Annotated in this window: 17 protein-coding genes and 1 pseudogene; 6 read left to right on the top strand and 12 right to left on the bottom strand. The window is 68.9% G+C overall.

Annotation, left to right across the window (positions count from 1 at the left end; all coding sequences use genetic code 11):
- The first annotated feature begins 62 nt into the window (after positions 1–62).
- On the top strand, positions 63–881 hold the full coding sequence (locus C5E41_RS24795; RefSeq protein WP_104378158.1) for an SDR family oxidoreductase: 819 nt from the start codon (positions 63–65) through the stop codon (positions 879–881).
- 102 nt (positions 882–983) lie between these two features.
- On the opposite strand, the gene C5E41_RS24790 is transcribed toward C5E41_RS24795, so the two are convergent.
- Entirely contained in the window at positions 984–2,483 is a 1,500-nt protein-coding gene (locus C5E41_RS24790; RefSeq protein WP_258081235.1) for an NAD(P)H-hydrate dehydratase, read from the bottom strand.
- A 175-nt stretch (positions 2,484–2,658) separates the two neighbouring features.
- Between C5E41_RS24790 and C5E41_RS24785 the strand changes: the two genes are divergently transcribed.
- Entirely contained in the window at positions 2,659–3,090 is a 432-nt protein-coding gene (locus tag C5E41_RS24785) for a plastocyanin/azurin family copper-binding protein (protein WP_104378157.1), read from the top strand.
- Here C5E41_RS24785 and C5E41_RS24780 read toward each other — a convergent pair.
- Positions 3,077–3,568 (bottom strand): MarR family winged helix-turn-helix transcriptional regulator, encoded by a 492-nt coding sequence (locus C5E41_RS24780; RefSeq protein ID WP_104378156.1) that lies wholly within the window; start codon positions 3,566–3,568, stop codon positions 3,077–3,079. The two genes, C5E41_RS24785 and C5E41_RS24780, sit on opposite strands and share 14 nt — an antisense overlap.
- 136 nt (positions 3,569–3,704) lie before the next feature.
- Between C5E41_RS24780 and C5E41_RS24775 the strand changes: the two genes are divergently transcribed.
- Positions 3,705–4,895 carry an MFS transporter gene (locus tag C5E41_RS24775; RefSeq protein WP_104378155.1) on the top strand — a complete coding sequence of 397 codons (1,191 nt, stop codon included), beginning with the start codon at positions 3,705–3,707 and terminating at the stop codon, positions 4,893–4,895.
- Between the two features lie 15 nt (positions 4,896–4,910).
- On the opposite strand, the gene glmS is transcribed toward C5E41_RS24775, so the two are convergent.
- Positions 4,911–6,779, bottom strand: coding sequence for a glutamine--fructose-6-phosphate transaminase (isomerizing) (glmS, locus tag C5E41_RS24770; RefSeq protein ID WP_104378154.1), 1,869 nt, complete (start codon positions 6,777–6,779; stop codon positions 4,911–4,913).
- A 130-nt stretch (positions 6,780–6,909) separates the two neighbouring features.
- Here glmS and C5E41_RS24765 point away from each other — a divergent pair, with 130 nt between their 5' ends.
- The gene (locus C5E41_RS24765) at positions 6,910–7,776 is read left to right on the top strand and encodes a dienelactone hydrolase family protein (RefSeq protein WP_104378153.1); all 867 of its coding nucleotides are present in this window, start codon (positions 6,910–6,912) and stop codon (positions 7,774–7,776) included.
- 537 nt (positions 7,777–8,313) lie between these two features.
- Here C5E41_RS24765 and C5E41_RS24760 read toward each other — a convergent pair.
- The gene (locus C5E41_RS24760; RefSeq protein ID WP_104378152.1) at positions 8,314–8,622 is read right to left on the bottom strand and encodes a DUF6802 family protein; all 309 of its coding nucleotides are present in this window, start codon (positions 8,620–8,622) and stop codon (positions 8,314–8,316) included.
- A 155-nt stretch (positions 8,623–8,777) separates the two neighbouring features.
- Positions 8,778–8,969 carry a PspC domain-containing protein gene (locus tag C5E41_RS24755; protein WP_104378151.1) on the bottom strand — a complete coding sequence of 64 codons (192 nt, stop codon included), beginning with the start codon at positions 8,967–8,969 and terminating at the stop codon, positions 8,778–8,780.
- 147 nt (positions 8,970–9,116) lie between these two features.
- Between C5E41_RS24755 and C5E41_RS24750 the strand changes: the two genes are divergently transcribed.
- A complete protein-coding gene (locus C5E41_RS24750; protein ID WP_104378214.1) occupies positions 9,117–10,778 on the top strand; it encodes an ABC-F family ATP-binding cassette domain-containing protein in 1,662 nt (553 codons plus the stop codon).
- A 59-nt stretch (positions 10,779–10,837) separates the two neighbouring features.
- Positions 10,838–11,209: a hypothetical protein gene (locus C5E41_RS24745; RefSeq protein WP_439956420.1), complete on the top strand. Its 372-nt coding sequence runs from the start codon at positions 10,838–10,840 to the stop codon at positions 11,207–11,209.
- Positions 11,210–11,286: 77 nt separating this feature from the next.
- Here C5E41_RS24745 and C5E41_RS24740 read toward each other — a convergent pair whose 3' ends face one another.
- The 7 genes and pseudogenes from C5E41_RS24740 to C5E41_RS24710 form a co-directional block, all read right to left on the bottom strand.
- Positions 11,287–12,294: a hypothetical protein gene (locus C5E41_RS24740; protein WP_146097671.1), complete on the bottom strand. Its 1,008-nt coding sequence runs from the start codon at positions 12,292–12,294 to the stop codon at positions 11,287–11,289.
- A complete protein-coding gene (locus tag C5E41_RS24735) occupies positions 12,281–13,660 on the bottom strand; it encodes a hypothetical protein (protein WP_104378149.1) in 1,380 nt (459 codons plus the stop codon). The genes C5E41_RS24740 and C5E41_RS24735 overlap by 14 nt, the downstream gene beginning before the upstream one ends.
- A complete protein-coding gene (locus C5E41_RS24730; protein WP_258081234.1) occupies positions 13,657–14,064 on the bottom strand; it encodes a hypothetical protein in 408 nt (135 codons plus the stop codon). Before C5E41_RS24730 ends, C5E41_RS24735 begins: the two co-directional genes overlap by 4 nt.
- Positions 14,065–14,366: 302 nt before the next feature.
- Positions 14,367–15,734, bottom strand: coding sequence for a phosphoglucosamine mutase (gene glmM / locus C5E41_RS24725; protein WP_104378148.1), 1,368 nt, complete (start codon positions 15,732–15,734; stop codon positions 14,367–14,369).
- Between the two features lie 206 nt (positions 15,735–15,940).
- Complete coding sequence (rpsI, locus tag C5E41_RS24720; RefSeq protein WP_030513474.1) at positions 15,941–16,453, bottom strand: 30S ribosomal protein S9; 513 nt, start codon at positions 16,451–16,453, stop codon at positions 15,941–15,943.
- Entirely contained in the window at positions 16,450–16,893 is a 444-nt protein-coding gene (gene rplM / locus C5E41_RS24715; protein ID WP_030513473.1) for a 50S ribosomal protein L13, read from the bottom strand. Before rplM ends, rpsI begins: the two co-directional genes overlap by 4 nt.
- 176 nt (positions 16,894–17,069) lie before the next feature.
- Positions 17,070–17,809: pseudogene (locus C5E41_RS24710) on the bottom strand (hypothetical protein); the annotation flags it as partial.

The following is a 17,809-nucleotide window of genomic DNA, read 5'->3' as shown; positions in this document are numbered from 1 at the left end:
CTGACTAGCGTGGTTCACGCGGGCATTCGCCGCCCGCCACCACCATCCACCAGAGGGGTTTCATGAGCAAGGTTTGGTTCATCACCGGCGTCTCGCGCGGATTCGGCCGCGAATGGGCTCTGGCGGCCCTCGAGCGCGGCGATCGGGTCGCCGGAACCGCGCGCAAGCTGGAGACACTCGACGACATCGTCGCCGCCTACCCCGACACCTTCCTGCCGCTGCAGTTGGACGTCACCGACCGCGCGGGCGATTTCGCGGCGGTCGCCGAGGCCGCCCGGCGGTTCGGCCGCCTGGACGTCGTGGTCAACAACGCCGGTTACGGCCATTTCGGCATGATCGAAGAACTCACCGAGGGCGAGATCCGCGCTCAGCTCGAGACCAATGTCTTCGGGGCGCTGTGGGTCACCCAGGCGGCGCTGCCGATTCTGCGCGAGCAGGGCAGCGGGCACATCATCCAGGTGTCGAGCATCGGCGGCATCAGCGCCTTCGCTAATCTCGGCGCCTATCACGCGTCGAAGTGGGCGCTCGAGGGGCTCTCGCAGTCGCTGGCGCAGGAGGTCGCCGGTTTCGGCATCCACGTCACATTGATCGAGCCGGGCGGGTTCAGCACCGACTGGGCCGGCCCGTCGTCGGTACACAGCACGGAGAACCCCGCCTACGACGACGTGCGGGCGGCGCGCAACCGGACCCGTTCGGCCTCGCAGCCCGGCGAGCCGACGGCCACGCGGGCGGCGATCCTGGCCGTGGTCGACGCCGACAAACCGCCCTTGCGGCTGTTCCTGGGTACCGCCCCGCTGCAGATCGCGACCGCCGATTACGAGTCGCGACTGTCGACCTGGCGCGAATGGGAGTCGGTCACGCTGGCCGCCCAGGGCGACTGACCGGGAACGAACCGGGAGGGCCGGAGCTGCCGGCGGTGTGAACCGGCGCTTCGGCCCTGCACCCGTCCACCGGATTTCCACCGCGTGGCGCGGATTGCGCGGTCAGAACGGATCGGCCGGCAGTCCGTCCGCGGCATCGGCGAGACTGCGCAGAATCCGCACTGCGTCTCGTAGGCGATGCAACAGCGGAGTAGCCGAAATGGGCGCTGCCGCATCACTCTCCGCATGGGCGGCCAGATTGGCGGCGAGGGCGTGGACACGCGCGGCGGCGGCCGCCGCCCACCCCGGGTCCCTTCCCGCAGCCAGCAGGGCGCCGATGACTCCGGACAGTACGTCCCCGGCGCCCGCGGTCGCCGCCCAGGAACCGCCCGCCTCGTTGACCAGCGTCGGCTCGCCAGGGGTGGCAACCAACGTGGACCGCCCCTTCAACAGGACTGTGACCTGCCACTTCTCGGCGAGTTCGCGCACCGCCGCCACCCGGTCGGGGCCGGGTTCACGGCCGGTCAGACGCGCGAATTCGCCTGCGTGCGGGGTCAATACGGTCGGCGCGCCGCGACCGGTGGCCAGCTCCGGCGTGGCGGCCAGCAGGGTCAACCCGTCGGCGTCGACCACCACGGGCAGATCGGTGGCCAGGACTTCCGCCAGGCGCTCGCGCGCCGCGTCGTCGGTGCCCGCCCCCGGCCCGAACACCCAGGACTGCACCCGCCCCGTTTCAGGAATACTCTCGGCCGCGATGACTTCCGGGAGATGCGCGAGAACCTGCGCGGCCGCGGTTCCGGCGTAGCGGACCATGCCCGAGGTGGCGGCCACCGCCGCGCCGGTACACAACACCGCGGCACCAGGATAGGTATCACTGCCGGCGTGGATGCCGGTCACACCCTGCGTGTATTTGTCGTCGTGCGGTCCGGGCACCGGCCAGTCGCGACCGATCGACACCGGATCCAACGCGGCCAGCTGCGGCTCGGGCAGCCGTAAACCGATGGGGACCAACTGAATTCGCCCACACCACGGCGCGGCCAGCGCATGCACCGGTTTGTACGAACCGAATGTCACCGTCACCGCGGCCCGCACCGCCGGGCCGTCCACCGCACCGGTATTCGGATCGACACCGCTCGGCAGGTCGGCGGCGACGATCGGCGCCTCGACCGCCGCTACCAACTCGGCGGCCCGCGGTCGCAGCGCACCCCGGCCGGAGATTCCGATGATGCCGTCGACCACCAGGTCCGGCGTGCCGAGCAGTTCGGGGACCGATCCAGCGCCGGCCGCACGAATCCGGCCGCCCGCCCGGCGCAGGGCCGCGAGCCCTTCCGTGTGCGCTCGCTCGGGCGACAACAGCACGGCCGTCACCGCCGCCCCGCGCCGGCGCAGCGCGGCGCCCGCCCAGAGCGCATCGCCGCCGTTGTCTCCCGACCCGACGAGCAGTGTCACGGACCGCCCGGTGACGCCTCCGGTTCGTTCCCGCAGTTCGGCCGCAACCACATTCGCCAATCCGTACGCGGCGCGGCGCATCGGCACCCCCGCGGCGACCCGCTCGAACAGTTCAGCTTCGGCCGCTCGCACCTCGTCGACGGTGAAATATCCCCGCAGGGCCGGTGCCATCATTCGCCTCCTCGTAGGGATCGCGGTAAGGATCGCGCTCGAATCGGAACCTCCAGCAGATTACGCCCGAGATCTCAGGTTTCCCGCATGCCCGCGACCCTGTCACCGATGCGACGCGGCCGGAATCACCCGAGGGTGCGGCGAAGCGGATGCCACCATCCGGACTAGGCTCGCGATCATGGCCCACAGCACCGTACGCAGCCGCGCGGCGCGTCTCCTCCCGATCACCGGAGCGCTGGTGGCTGCCGTGCTGATCGCCGGATGTGGTTCGAACACAACGACATCCACTCCGTCGACCACGACCGCGGCCGCGCCGCCGAGTACCGCGGCAGCCTCGCCGACCTCGGTCCGACCGGCCTCGGTCACCGTGCGCGTCGAGGATATGAAGTTCTCCCCCGAGGCCGTGACCGTTCAGGCCGGCGACACCGTCACCTGGAAATTCTCCGACAAGGTGCCGCATGCCATACAGGGCATCGGCGATGCGGCGATGGGCATCAACAGCCCGATTTTCACCGGCGGCGAGTGGAGCCATACCTTCGCCGTGCCCGGCGTCTACCGCTACCTGTGCCCGCTGCATCCCGAAATGCGCGGGACCGTCACGGTGCGGTAGTCGCGACGTCGTCTCCCGCCCGCACCTCGCGCCGGTTCAACGCCTCCACGGCCGTCACCAGCGGGGCGAGTTCGGGATCGGCCGCGGCCTCGCCGAGCGCCTGCGACAGGGCGGCGTCGTTGGTCGGCCGCGCCTGTTCGAGGAGGGCGAGACCCGCGGGCGTGACGTCGGTGTAGATGCCCCGGCGGTCGTCCGGGCACAGGTAGCGCTGCAGAAGACCGCGGTCCTCGAGCCGGGTCACCAGCCGCGTAGTCGCGCTCTGACTCAGCGCCACCGAGTCGGCGACCTGGTTCATCCGCAGATGACCGCCGGGCCCGTCGTGTTGCCGGCTCAGCACGGTGAGCAGTGAGTATTCGCGCACGCTGAGCTCGTGACCGGTCTGCAGGGCGCGTTCGATCCGCGCCTCGATCCGGTCGTGCAGCACCGAGAGCGCATACCAACCATCCGCCAATCCGGTCAGCGCGGCTTCCGCGGTCATCGGCCCTCCTCGTGTCGTCGCCGTCCCCCAGGATAACGCGCTCCCGCAATAGCAGGCGCTTGCAATTAGCACGCGTATGCAATTATTGTCGACGCCTGTAACACCCGTCTACAACTCTGTGTGGAGGCCCGCACCGATGCCACTCGCACTTCTCGCCCTCACCCTCGGCGCATTCGCCATCGGGACGACCGAATTCATCGTGGTCGGATTGCTGCCCGGGGTCGCGGACAGTTACGCGGTCTCGATCCCGACCGCCGGTTGGCTGGTCACCGGCTACGCCCTCGGCGTGCTCGTCGGCGCGCCGATGATGACCGGACTCGGCACGCGCGTGTCCCGCAAGCGCATGCTGCTGATCAGCCTGCTGCTGCTGATCGCCGGCAACGCATTGTCCGCTGCCGCACCGACTTTCGGCCTGATGCTGACCGGCCGCATCATCGCCTCACTGGCGCACGGTGCGTTCTTCGGCATCGGCGCGGTGGTCGCCGGATCGCTCGTCGCCCCGGACCGCCGCGCCGGTGCGATCGCCATGATGTTCACCGGGCTCACCGTCGCGACCGTGGTCGGCGTTCCGCTGAGCACTCTGCTGGGCCAGCACTTCGGATGGCGGCTCGCCTTCGCGCTGGTCGCCGTCGTCGGCGCGCTCGCCTTCGCCGGAGTGCTGGCGCTGGTACCCGATCGGCCCGCACCGCGAGATGCCCGGTTCACCCGGGAACTGGCGGTCCTGCGCAATCCGCAGGTACTACTGGCGATGGCGATGACCGTGCTCGGCTTCGGCGGTGTCTTCGCCGCCGTCACCTACCTCGCGCCGATGATGACCGAGGTCACCGGATTCGCGGAAACCTCGGTCACCTGGATCATGGTGTTGTTCGGCCTCGGATTCCTGATCGGCAACCTGGTCGGCGGCCGCTACGCCGATCGCCACCTGCTGCCGATGCTCTACATCACGCTGGCGGCGCTGGCCGTCGTCCTGGCTCTGTTCACGCTCACCGCCCACAACAAGATCGCGGCGGCGATCACCGTCGTCCTGATCGGAGCGCTGGGCTTCGCCACCGTGCCGCCGCTGCAAAAGCGGGTCCTCGATCAGGCCGCGACGGCGCCGACACTGGCCTCCGCGCTGAATATCGGGGCTTTCAATCTGGGCAACGCGCTCGCCGCATGGCTCGGCGGATCGGTCATCGCCGCGGGTTTCGGCTACACCAGCCCGAGTTGGGTCGGCGTGGTCCTGGCCACGAGCGCCCTGGGTCTGGCCCTCTGGTCGGGGGCGCTGGAACGTCGCGAGGGACGACCCGGCGCGGCAACCGAAGAGCTTGTCGCCGTGGGAGATTGACCGGAGCGCCCGCGGCTATTCGACGGTGACCGACTTCGCGAGGTTGCGCGGTTTGTCGATGTCGTAGCCGCGGGTCTGCGCCACCTCGGCGGCGAAGATCTGCAGCGGCACGGTCGACAGCAGCGGCTGGAAGAGAGTCGGAGCGGCCGGGATCTCGATCAGATGATCGGCGAACGGGCGGACCGTATCGTCGCCCTCCTCCGCGATCACGATGGTGCGGGCGCCGCGGGCCTGGATCTCCCGAATGTTGCTGAGCAACTTCGAATGCAGCACCGCGCGTCCCTTCGGGGAGGGCATCACCACGATGACGGGCAGGCCATCCTCGATCAGCGCGATCGGGCCGTGCTTGAGCTCACCGGCGGCGAAACCCTCGGCGTGCATATAGGCGAGCTCTTTGAGTTTGAGCGCACCCTCCAGCGCGACCGGGTAGCCGACATGGCGGCCGAGGAACAGCACCGTCGACTGATGCGCGAACCGGCGGGCGATCTCGCGCACCTGCGGCGCGGTCTCGAGCACGCGCTCCACCAGCTTCGGCATGGCCTCCAGCTCGCCGAATTCGCGGGCCACCTCGTCCGGGTACTTGGTGCCGCGTGCCTGCGCGAGGGCAAGGCCCACAAGGTAATTCGCGGTGATCTGGGCGAGGAATGCCTTGGTCGAGGCGACCCCGATCTCCGGGCCGGTGCGGGTGTAGACCACGGCATCGGATTCACGCGGAATCTGAGCGCCGTTGGTGTTGCAGATGGCGAGCACCCGCGCCTTCTGCTCCTTGGCGTGACGCACCGCCTCCAGCGTGTCGGCGGTCTCACCGGACTGCGAGATCGCGACCACCAGCGTGGACCGGTCGAGGACCGGGTCGCGGTAGCGGAATTCGCTGGCCAACTCCACCTCGACCGGAACCCGGGTCCAATGTTCGATCGCGTACTTGGCCAGCAATCCGGCGTGATACGAACTGCCGCAGGCCACCACGAACACCTTGTCGAATTCGCGAAGTTCCTGGTCGGCGAGGCGCTGCTCGTCCAGCACGATGCGGCCGTTGTCGAAATGGCCCATCAGCGTCTCGGCCACCCCGGCGGGCTGCTCCTCGATCTCCTTGAGCATGAAGTAGTCGTGGCCGCCCTTCTCGGCGGCGGCCAGATCCCAGTCGATGGTGAACGGCCGGGTCCGCACGCCCTCGGTGGCGCCGGCGAAGTCGGTGACCACGTAGCTGTCCGCGGTGATCACCACGGCCTGGTCCTGACCGAGCTCGACCGCTTCGCGAGTGTGCTCGATGAACGCTGTCACATCCGAGGCGATGAACATCTCCCCCTTGCCCACACCGACCACCAGAGGTGTCGAGCGGCGCGCGGCCACGATCGTGCCCGGATGATCGGCATGCGTGAACACCAGCGTGAACGCACCCTCGAGCCGACGCAGGACGGCCAGTGCGCTGCCGACGAAATCACCGGTCGTGGGTCCGGCCGCATAGGCCTGGGCGACCAGATGCACGGCGACCTCGGTGTCGGTATCGCTGCGCAGTTCGACCCCGGCCTCCTCAAGTTCGCGCCGCAGCGGGGCGAAGTTCTCGATGATGCCGTTGTGCACGACCGCGACCCGGCCCGCGAGGTCGCGGTGCGGGTGCGCATTGCGGTCGGTGGGCGCGCCGTGCGTGGCCCACCGCGTATGTCCCATACCGGTCGTACCGGCGAACACGGCGGCGCCGGCCTCGGCCAGCTCGGCCTCCAGGTTGGCCAGCCGACCGGCCTTGCGCTCCACCGCGATACCGCCCGCGCCGTCCAGGATCGCCACGCCCGCGGAGTCGTAGCCCCGGTACTCCATGCGGCGCAGTGCGTCCACGACGACGCCGAGCGCGTCCCGGTACCCGACGTAGCCAACGATTCCGCACATGGTGTCCCAGCCTACTTGGGCCGCGTGGACACGCGAATCGGCCTGCTATCGCAGCAGGTGGCGGCGTGTCCGGGCCGCTCCGCTCGCGACAGTGCCGCATTCCGGGCGACTCTCGGTAGAGTTCACCCCCGTGTCGGTGTCTGTGAAATCGCTTCTGAGCATTCTGACCAGCCCTGGTCCGCACCGGGTGATGCGCGGCAACCTCGGCATCGCCGGGCAGCCCGGCGTGGTGTACACGCCCGAAGAGGGCCACAACCTGCCCGCGGTCGCCTTCGGACACGGCTGGCTCGCCGGCGCCGGCAACTATCGCAGGCTGCTCGAACACCTCGCATCCTGGGGTTTCGTCGCCGCCGCACCCGACACCGAACGCGGCCCGCTGCCCTCGCATCTCAATCTCGCCACCGACCTGCTGACCACCCTCGACATCTGCGCGGGTGTGCGGCTGGGCAGCGGCACGATCAGCGTGCACCCGGACAAGCTAGCCCTGGCAGGGCACGGGATGGGCGCGGGCGCTGCCGTCATCGCCGCCTCGCAGCGCAAGGTCGGCGCCGTGGCGGCCCTCTATCCGGCACCCACCGCCCCGAGCGCGGAAGCACTCGCCCCCCAGATCGACACTCCTGCCCTCATCGTCGCCGGCGGTGTCGACATCTCCACCGGCAATTGCACCGCGCAGGCCCTCGGCACCGCCTGGGGCGGGCCGATGTCGTTGCGCACCGTCGACAAGGCCACCCACAACGGCATCGTCGAGGGCCGCCGCGCCCTGGCCGCCCTCGGCGCCGCCAAGTACGAACCCAAGACCGAACGCATCACCCGAGCCCTCCTGGTCGGCTACCTCAACTACCAACTCCTGGGCGACAAGAAATATCAGCCCTTCGCCGACCCGGAAGCCGACATCCCGCACACATCGGCCGTCGACCCCGAAGCCACCGAAGAGCCCGAGCCCGAACACGTTTCGCCACTGCAGCTCGTGCAGGTGGCCCGCGCCCTGCGCAAGTAGAGCCGGAGCGCACGAGAACGGCGGGAACCGATCGTCGCCGGGCCGCATCGGAGATGTCGACGGCTGGTTTCGACGGAGGGGTGGAGACCTTCGTCCACAATCTTTCCGCGCAGGCGTCGGTAGAAACGTTGAGAGTCACCAGGATTCACCACCACGGGTGCGATGTGCACGGCATCGGGAGCACATCGGACGCGCGCCGCGCCGGGCGTTGTCGGGTTCAGATTCACGCCTGTCGCGTTGAACTTCTCGACGTTGGAGTCATCGACCGTCGAGTAGGTGTTGGCACTGGTGCTCACCATCCCCCATCTTCGCGATCGCCGTTTGCCGATTCTTCAACCAGGTGGTCAGGTTCCCCAGCGAGCGATTGATCTTGACACCGCTCCCTCGCTGCACCTGCGGCCGACGCGACAGCCTTCCGTATTCTCTTCGACGTGCCCGGACAGCGGCCGGTTCCATCACGTACCGACGATCGCGTCCGGGCGCACACCCAGCGAATCTACTTGCCGGGCCGACGGCCGAAAACCGAAGCCACGCCGCTCACTTGCCCATTTTGCCCTTGTCCACCTGGACCCATTCGGTGCGGCCGTCGGGATAGTGGTGGAACTCCCAGGCGGAGTAGTCGCCGCCGTCGTCGACGACGCTGACATGGTCGGCGTAGCCGTCGTGGTCCATATCGGACCAGACTTCCATCGAGTGGTCGCTGTGGAAGGTTTCGGTGTCCAGGATGCCGTCGACGTCGATGTCCTGGGACGGGTGGTTCAGCTCCACGGCGCCGATGCCACCGAGGTCGGAGTGTGCGTCGACTTCCGGCAGGTCCAGGCCCGGCAGATCGCCCGAATGGATCATGTATGTGCTCCTCGAGGGACGTGCGGGAATTTGTTCCATCCTGGCATCCGGAAGCGGTGCCGCGCATCCCAGGGCAGAGCATGTTGTGGATAACTTACCGGCATCGAGGTGGGCCGAGGGTTTGCCTGTGGATAACTACCGTCTCATCACACCCGCTACTGCTTCGGGATGACGATCCACAGCACCAAGTAGACGATGAACTGCGGACCGGGCAGCAGGCAGGACAGGACGAAAAGCAGGCGGATCACATTGGCGTTCCAGCCGAAGTACTCGGCGAGGCCACCGCAGACGCCGCCGATCCACTTGTCGGAGCTCGATCGGGTGAGGCGGCGGGTGGGGGCGGTCATGACGCTCTCCTTCTGTCACGGTCGTGCGTGGTGATTCCACTGTGCGGTGCGGCACCCCTCGTGCGCATCGGGCGCGAGACCCATCCCGACCCTGATTTCCACGGCCCGGGCTCAGGGTGGTACCCCGAACCCGGCAGACTCGTGGGCGTGAGTACGACTCTGCATGCGCACGGCCTGTCGGCGGGGCACGGAGACCGGGTGCTGTTCGAGGACCTGGATCTGGTGCTGGCGCCCGGCGATGTGATCGGCCTGGTGGGGATGAACGGAGCGGGCAAGTCGACGCTGTTGCGGATGCTGGCCGGTCACACGCCGCAGACGGGCCGGATCACGCTGAGCCCGCCGGATGCGACGATCGGCTACCTAGCCCAGGAGCCGGAACGCCTGGCCGGCGAGACGGTGGCTCAATTCCTGGCCCGCCGGACCGGAGTGGCGGCGGCGCAGCGGGCGATGGACGCCGCGGCGGAGCGGCTGGCGACCGACGAGACCGTCGCCGAAGACTATTCGGCCGCCCTGGAACGCTGGCTCGCACTGGGTGGCGCCGACCTGGAACCGCGAGCCGCCGAGGTGGCCGCCGAACTGGGACTCACCGAAAGCTTGCCGCAGGGCCTCGACACGCCCATGACCGTGCTCTCGGGTGGGCAGGCGGCGCGGGCCGGTCTGGCCTCGGTTCTGTTGTCGCGCTTCGACATTCTGCTGTTGGACGAGCCTACGAATGATCTCGACCTGGAGGGCCTGACCCGGCTGGAGAATTTCGTGACCGGCGTGCGGACGCCGTTGATGGTGATCAGTCACGATCGGGAGTTTCTGGCGCGCACCGTCAACCGGATCGTCGAACTCGATCTCGCCCAGCAGCAGGTCGGCAGTTACGACGGCGGTTACGACTCGTATCTGGCCGAACGCGAGATCGCCCGTCGGCACGCGCGTGAGGCCTACGAGGAGTACGCCGATACCAAGGCCGGGCTGGAGGCGCGGCAGGTGATGCAACGAAACTGGCTCGAACACGGCGTGCGCAATGCGCGCCGCAAGGCTCGCGATCCGCGAAAGGTGGACTCCGACAAGGCCGGTCGGAAGATGCGGGCCGAATCCACCGAGAAACAGGCCTCGAAGGTGCGCCAGACCCAGCGCCGCATCGAACGGCTCGAGGTTGTGGAGGAGCCGCGCAAGGAATGGGAGCTACGGATGTCGATCGCATCCGCACCGCGCAGTGGATCCGTGGTGGCAACGCTCTCCGATGCGGTCGTGTCGCGCGGTGAGTTCGCTCTGGGTCCGGTCACCACGCAGGTCGACTGGGGTGATCGGATCGTCCTGACCGGTCCCAACGGTTCCGGCAAATCCACGCTGCTGGCGCTGCTGCTGGGCAAGGTGGCGCCGGATTCCGGAACCGCCTCGCTGGGTTCGGGGGTGGCGATCGGCGAGGTCGATCAGGTGCGTGGCCTGTTCCGTGGAACGGCCTCGCTCGCCGATACCTTCGGCGCCGAGGTACCCGACTGGCCGGAGGCGGAGATCCGCACGCTGCTGGCCAAATTCGGGCTGCGCGGCCCACACGTGCTGCGCGCCAACGACACCCTGTCGCCGGGTGAGCGCACGCGCGCCGCGCTGGCGCTGCTGCAGGCGCGCGGGGTCAATCTGCTCGTACTCGACGAGCCGACCAACCATCTGGATCTGCCCGCGATCGAGCAGCTCGAGCAGGCCGTCGAGTCCTTCGACGGCACGCTGCTGCTGGTCACCCACGATCGCCGCATGCTCGATACGGTGCGCACGACCCGGCGCTGGCACATGTCCGCCGGGCAACTCTCCGAAGACTGTTGAATAAGAACCTGCTCGGCGTTGCGATCGCGAGGCCGCACGCGACCGCCCAGGAGATTCGGATGGACCGGATACAGCTCGGTGTGGACACCCGGATCACCCTCCTGATCTCCGGCCTTCTCGTCGTCTGGGCACTGCCGCTGGGCGTGTGGAAGTACCACGGGATGCGGACCTCACCGGACGGACATGCGCACCCCTACGTCGATATCGCGCATCGGGCGGCCCTGATGTACAGCTTCGCCGCGCTATCGCTCGCGGTCTTCGTGGAGCTGTCGGACCGGCCGACTGCGGTGAATCTCGTTGCGGCGCTGATCGTTCTCGGCTTCTTCGCCGGCGCCATCGCCTCATACTGCCGGCACGGGCTGCGACGGGACACGACGAACCAATTCCGCGGCGACATCGGGCTGCCGCTGCGATCGGCCATGTACGCGTAGATCGTCTGCGAGATCGGAAGCTTCCTCGTGCCGTGCACCGGATTCGTGCACGCTCGATTCTGAACCTTCGGTGTGGCTCAGCCGGCCGCGATGCCGGTGATCAGCGTGCGGCCCGATTCCGCACGGGTGCTGATTATTTGGGTGAAGGCATGCGGCTGCTCATCCGGCTTTTGCTGGGTGAGACGGACCTCCCACTGCCCCTCGTCGCCGGTGCGGGTGATCTGCACGCAGTAGCGGGTGCCGACCGGCACCTGATTGATACCGCGCTGAATCTGGTCGGCCGGCGGCACCGACGAGTCGTCGGCGACGACGGCGCGCGCGGCATACCCCGAACGCTGAACGTAGTACGCCCGCTCGAAAGCCAGAATCGCGTCCGGGCCGCTCGCGGTGCCGCCGGGGTCGGTGCCGGAGACCACTTCCGCGGTGCGCTGCTGCTCGCAGCCGTCGGTGGCGATCGTCGAGGACGCCGCCGCCGTGGTCGAGGGCGGCAACGGGGTTGTGCTCGCCGAGGTGTGCACCGGCACCGCCGCGACCATCGGCGGTTTGGTCGCGGCCGGCTGCGACCGCTTCCCGGTGTGGATGACGGTCAGCACCACCGAGACGACGACGATCCCCACACCTATCACAGTGAGTGCCGCCAGCAGCTTTTCACCACGCCGATGATCGCGGCGCGGCCCGGCCTGGCGTGGGCGCGGACGTCGCAGCGCAGGACCGGGATTACCGCCCGAGCGGTCGACGATGTGCGGAACCAGCGTCGACTTGTCGACCAGGTCGGGATCGGTCAGCGACCCTCCGACCGGGATGCGCCGCGGTTCCGGTTCCGTCGCGGGCTCGGGTTCGGGCGTTGTCCGCTGCGCGGGTTCGAGCCACTGTTCCCACTCCCCCGACGGATAGACCGACGGCTCCGGGCCGGGCCGGGCCGGCGGCGCGGCGACGGCGCCACGAGTGGCCGTCGCCGCCGGCCGGTTCGGGTTTCGCCGGCCCGGCCGCCGCTTGCGGCCCTGCTTGCCGACGGGAGTCCGGACCATCGGCAAGCCGAGGTCGAAAGGATTGTCCTGCTGCGGGTCCGGCTCAGACCGTGTCATCGCCGAAGTCGCCGATCACGGCGGCGGGAACCGTTGTCTCGGCCGCCGGCACGGTGACACCGAGCTGGCCGTCGCGAGGTTTGTGGTCCTGTCCGTTACCGGCCGGCGGCGGCAAGGCCATACCTCCGGCCACCCCGCCCGGATGCGGCGGCTCCGGAGCCGGCGCGGGTGGGGGTGGGGGTGCGGGTGCCGGTGGTTTCGGCATCGGTGCCGGGTCCGCAGGTGGCGGAATGATGGACGACGGTGACGGCGGTGGCGGATCGGATTTGTCGGCCGGGGTCTTGTCGGCCGGCACCTTGTCCGGCGCTGCGGCGCCCGGAATGATCGAGCCCGGCCCGGTCGTTCCGGGGGTCGCCTTGCCGGGGCCGAAGTCGAACAGCTTCGCCGAATCTCCGGAATTACCCGCCGGATTGGTCTTGTCGGCGGTGGCGTGGTCCGGGTTGATCAGCTGCGGTATCGCCTGGTCGACCGAGGAGGCCACCGTGTCGATGGTGTGTGTGCCCACCTCGGCGATCTTGTCGATCAGGTGGGTACCGATATCCACACCGGCATTGATGGCCGAGGTGCCGACCTGCACACCGGCCTGCACGAGCAGCTGCTGCAGTTGCAGCTGCGCGAGCTGAGCGGGATCGATCGGCTGCCCGGGCGCCATCCCGTATTGCGCTGGGACCGTGCCGTATTGGCCCGGAATCGCGCCGTAGGCGCTGGGCAGCACCGTATCGGGGGTATCTCCCCACGACCGCGAGGAGTTCAGTCCGGCGGGCGTGGTGACCGTCAGGGGACCCATCTCGTCCAATCGGCGCGAGTGGTCGTCCATTTCGGTACGTGCGGAGGTGACGGTGGTGATCGCATCGCGCAGCGCCTGGGTGGCCCGGTTGATCACCGCATCGGTATCCGGGGCGGCGGTGGCGTTGCCGAGGATGGTTCGGGCGTCGCGCCGGAAATCGGCGATGATCCGGTCCATTCGGCCGGCCGCCCGTGCGCTGGTCGCGTGGGCGTCGGCCAGAACGCCCAGATAGGCCGGGCCCCGATCGGAGATGTCACCGATCTGAGTTTGGGTGGTGCGCAAGGCCGGAACGGCCGCGTCGGAGCCCGGCCCCGTCCAGGTGGATTCCAGCGCGTGGACGCCGTCGCGATGTGGTCCCTCGGTGTCGGCGGCCTGTGTGGACGCGCTGGACAGCGCACCGGTGATGGCCGAAGAAGGCGTCGCGACACCGGTGCCCAGCGAGGCGCGCAGGTCCAGCAGCGGCTGGACCAATGTCGCGACGATCGGCGGATCTTCGGACGGATCGGATGTCGTTGCGGGCGATGTGGTGTCGTTGCGGGCGGCGGTGGGCCGGCGCCGCAATCCGATCGGACGCCTCATGACCGCGGCTCCGTCCGGGTGATCGCGAAGGCCGACTCCTCGTCGGTACCCTGCACACCCGCGGTGTAGGTGTGCAGCCCCTGCCCGTAGGCCGAGACCAATTTTCCCGCGGTGGACAGCGCCTGCGCATGTTCGGACACCGCGGCCGCGAATTTGGCGGCGAAATCCGCTCCCACGAGCCCGAGGTCGGTTGCCAGCTGCTGCGGGTCGACCGCGCCGGCCGCCACGGAAGCCGCCGAAGCGAGCTGTTGGGAAACGGTGTTCGCGATGGATGTGTACGCAGCCATCGCCGCGGGATCGACCCGCATCACCGTATCCGGAGCAAGTGCGGTGGCGGCCGCCGGCGGCGCCGGATTCGCGGAGTCGTCGACCGTCGGAGACTTATCAAGCTTCAGCGGTTCCACTGTTCCCCCTCACGGAAATCAAGCTTCGCTGTCGCGTCATGATGTGCGTCCCACCATACTTCCCGGAGCCGACAGTCGCGCCCCCATCGCCGGGACCGTCAGCGCGCCAACACCCTTCACGCGACCTGGCGAGGACCCGCCGCCGGACATCGATACCGACTGTGAGCAGGTCATATTCGCCGATCGAGCGCGGGTGCGGTCTTCGTGGCCGAGGCGCCGGCCCTCGGCAACGGCCTATACAGCCGCACCCCTACGCGGCGTACGCACCCCGTCCGTCGCGCCACGCGACGTGTCCGCGGAAGTCAGACCGCGGCGACACACTTGGCGAGATCGTCGGCGAGTTGTTTGGCGCGATGCGAATCGGTCGCCTCGACCATGACCCGGATCAGCTGTTCGGTCCCGCTCGGGCGCAACAGGACCCGGCCGGTGTCGCCGAGGGCGCGCTCGGCCTCGGCCACCGCCTCGCGAACCTCCGGCGCGGCCGCGACCGCGGCTTTGTCGGCGACGGGGACATTGACCAGCACCTGCGGCACGGTTGTCATAACGCTCGCCAGATCGGCCAGGCTACGCCCGGTTTCCACCATCCGCGCCATCAGTTTCAGACCCGTCAGCACTCCGTCACCCGTCGTGCCGTATCGCGGGAAGACCAGATGTCCGGACTGCTCGCCGCCCAGGCTGTAGCCACCGCGACGCAACTCCTCCAGCACGTAGCGATCGCCGACGGCGGTGGTGCGCACGGTGATACCGGCATCGCGCAGCGCGATGTGCAGCCCCAGATTGCTCATCACGGTGGCCACCAGGGTGTCCTGTACCAGCTCGCCCGATTCGTGCATCGCCAGGGCGAGAATCGCCATGATCGCGTCGCCGTCGACCACGGCGCCGGAGGCATCGACGGCGAGGCAGCGGTCGGCGTCACCGTCGTGGGCCAGGCCCAGATCGGCGCCGTGCTCGAGCACCGCACGCTGGACGTTCTCGAGATGTGTGGATCCGCACCGTTCGTTGATGTTGAGCCCGTTCGGCTCGGCGTTGATCGCCACCACGCGCGCGCCCGCCTCGCGGTACGCGGCCGGGCCGACGTCGGAGGCCGCGCCGTGCGCGCAGTCGACGACCACGGTGATGCCGGACAGATCGCGGCCGGTGGCCTCCACCAGATGTTCGACGTAGCGTTCATGGGTGCCGGCGAGGCTGTAATGGTCCTCGACCCGACCGTCGACGCCGGAGAGGCTGAGCACCCGGCCGATGCCCGCACCGGTCGGACGCACGAACCCCTTCGCGCGGACCAGTTCCTCGATCTTGTCCTCGATGCCGTCGTCGAGTTTGTGACCGCCCGCGGCGAAGATCTTGATGCCGTTGTCCGGCATGGCGTTGTGCGAGGCGGAGATCATCACACCCAGGCAGGCGTCGTAGGCGGCAGTCAGATACGCGACCGCCGGGGTCGGCAGGACCCCGACCGAGAGCACACTCATTCCGGCGGCGGTCAGACCGGCGGTCACCGCGGCCTCGAGCATCTCGCCGCTGGCGCGTGGATCGCGGCCGACCACCGCCACCGCGCGCGATCTGCCCCGGCCCAGCACCTGTGCCGCGGCCGCCGAAATCTGCAGTGCCAGTTCCGGACTCAGCGAGTCGTTGGCAAGGCCGCGGACTCCGTCGGTACCGAACAAACGCCCCATCTATCTCGCCCCTCGAAGTTGAATTGCGGTGAGCGCGGAGACCCTGCGTCGCGGACGCAGGCTGCCCGCCCCGGCCTACCGTCGATCGATACAGCACGAGAGCAGGCGCCCTGGAGTGGGCGCCTGCTCTCGTACGGGGTCGCGTCGGCCGTGCTCCCACCAGCACACCGTGCGGGTGCGAGTGGGAGCGGCCGCGCGCTGCAAGATCAGCGCTTCGAGTACTGCGGAGCCTTGCGGGCCTTCTTGAGGCCGTACTTCTTACGCTCGGTGGCACGCGGGTCACGCGTCAGGAAGCCGGCCCGCTTCAGGGCGGGACGGTCGTCCGGGGTGACCTCGATCAGCGCGCGGGCGATGGCGAGACGCAGCGCGCCGGCCTGACCCGACGGGCCGCCGCCGACCAGGCGGGCGTGCACATCGAAGGTTTCGGTGCGCTCGACCGTGACCAGCGGGGACTTCACCAGCTGCTGGTGCACCTTGTTCGGGAAGTAGTCCTCGATGGTGCGGCCGTTGAGCACGAACTGGCCGGAACCCGGGACCAGGCGAACACGGACCACGGCCTCCTTGCGGCGACCGACGGTCTGCACCGGGCGGTCGATCACGACCGGCGCGGCGAAGCCCTCGGACTCGGTGTACTCGGCGTCGTAGCCGGCACCCTCGTCGACGACCTCCACGGCGGCGTCTTCGACGTATTCCTCGTTGAATTCCTCAGGAGCGGTCACTGGGCCACCTGCTTGATCTCGAACGGAACGGGCTGCTGGGCCGCGTGCGGATGCGACGGGCCACCGTAGACCTTCAACTTGCGTGCGATCTGGTTGCCCAGCTTGTTCTTCGGGATCATGCCCTTGACGGCACGCTCCACGACGCGCTCCGGCCGAGTGTCGAGCAACTGCCCGACAGACCGGGACTTCAGGCCACCGGGGTGCCCGGAGTGGGTGTAGAGGAGCTTGTCCTCACGCTTGTTGCCGGAGACGGCAACCTTGTCGGCGTTGATGATGATGACGAAGTCGCCACCATCGACGTTGGGGGCGTAGGTCGGCTTGTTCTTGCCACGCAGCAGATTCGCTGCCTGCACGGCAAGGCGGCCGAGCACTACGTCAGTGGCGTCGATGACGTACCACTGCCGGGTCACGTCACCCGCCTTCGGGCTGTACGTAGGCACAGTGCTTCCCTGTCTGTCGTTGATGTTCTGCCAGCCAGGCGAACGGTCGAGTGATCCCGGCGGCCGGTGGAGACCCGGGGCTCGTGGGACGGCACGGACGAATCCGCGACGTACCGCACGCCGAACGACGACGATACCAGGATCGGTTCGAGGTCCCGAAATCGCCTCCGGACTCGTCAGATGTGAATCGGCGGGCCCGAGTCGAACGCACCGGAGACGGTCGGAACGACGTAGTGCAGATTGTCGACCGCCAGATGCGCGCAGGGATGGTCGGCGACCGTCCGCATACCCGGGCCCGGACGCTCGACGGCGTTCGGCGTGACCGAACAGGCCGGGCTGGGCTCGGGCGCCCGTGAGACCTTGTCCACGGCCGGCCACGAGCCGAAGTCGGATTCCGCGCCGACTTCGGCCGACGATCGCGCATCGACGAGCGCCGCGCCGCCGGTACGCGCGTCGGAGACCCCGGATACCGCCGCCGCGATGTGGTCGGGAAGCGGCCGCGCCATGTGATCCGGTTTACCGTCGGCGTGGATCGCGAGCGCCGCCAGCGCTACCGCGCCGACGATCGTCGGCGCGCCGAACAGATTGTCCTTGACCTTGTTCCACAACGTGCCCTTGTGGGCGTGTTCCTCGTGTTCCGGTTGTTCCCCGGCCGATGACCGACCACCGGATTCGGTGGTCCGCTGATCATCGACCGGGCCGGCCGGGGGGCGGGTGAACCTGCTTTCCACCTGGCCGCTCTCCTGGGTTATCCGGGTGGTCGGTTCGCCGGTCAGCCGGGGCTGCGGACCCGAGCCGGGCCCGGCATCGCGCGCCGCGTGCTTGCCCTCGGCGATCCTCTGCGGATTGGGCGGCTCCGGGCGACGTGGCGGTTCGACGGCCGGGGCCGCCCAATCCGCAGAGGATCGCCGAGGGC

This window comes from Nocardia nova, from assembly GCF_002933465.1.
Taxonomy (GTDB): Bacteria; Actinomycetota; Actinomycetes; order Mycobacteriales; family Mycobacteriaceae; genus Nocardia; species Nocardia nova_B.
This window is presented reverse-complemented; position numbering and strand designations above follow the sequence as displayed.

Excerpts from the sequence above, each read along its gene's own strand:
- C5E41_RS24775 (WP_104378155.1), top strand. The coding sequence starts at position 3,705 with ATGCCACTCGCACTTCTCGCCCTCACCCTCGGCGCATTCGCCATCGGG.
- C5E41_RS24755 (WP_104378151.1), bottom strand. The coding sequence starts at position 8,969 with ATGACCGCCCCCACCCGCCGCCTCACCCGATCGAGCTCCGACAAGTGG.
- C5E41_RS24740 (WP_146097671.1), bottom strand. The coding sequence starts at position 12,294 with ATGACACGGTCTGAGCCGGACCCGCAGCAGGACAATCCTTTCGACCTC.
- glmS (WP_104378154.1), bottom strand. The coding sequence starts at position 6,779 with ATGTGCGGAATCGTTGGCTACGTCGGGTACCGGGACGCGCTCGGCGTC.
- C5E41_RS24780 (WP_104378156.1), bottom strand. The coding sequence starts at position 3,568 with ATGACCGCGGAAGCCGCGCTGACCGGATTGGCGGATGGTTGGTATGCG.
- C5E41_RS24745 (WP_439956420.1), top strand. The coding sequence starts at position 10,838 with ATGGACCGGATACAGCTCGGTGTGGACACCCGGATCACCCTCCTGATC.
- C5E41_RS24790 (WP_258081235.1), bottom strand. The coding sequence starts at position 2,483 with ATGATGGCACCGGCCCTGCGGGGATATTTCACCGTCGACGAGGTGCGA.
- C5E41_RS24785 (WP_104378157.1), top strand. The coding sequence starts at position 2,659 with ATGGCCCACAGCACCGTACGCAGCCGCGCGGCGCGTCTCCTCCCGATC.
- C5E41_RS24760 (WP_104378152.1), bottom strand. The coding sequence starts at position 8,622 with ATGATCCATTCGGGCGATCTGCCGGGCCTGGACCTGCCGGAAGTCGAC.
- C5E41_RS24795 (WP_104378158.1), top strand. The coding sequence starts at position 63 with ATGAGCAAGGTTTGGTTCATCACCGGCGTCTCGCGCGGATTCGGCCGC.
- C5E41_RS24735 (WP_104378149.1), bottom strand. The coding sequence starts at position 13,660 with ATGAGGCGTCCGATCGGATTGCGGCGCCGGCCCACCGCCGCCCGCAAC.
- glmM (WP_104378148.1), bottom strand. The coding sequence starts at position 15,734 with ATGGGGCGTTTGTTCGGTACCGACGGAGTCCGCGGCCTTGCCAACGAC.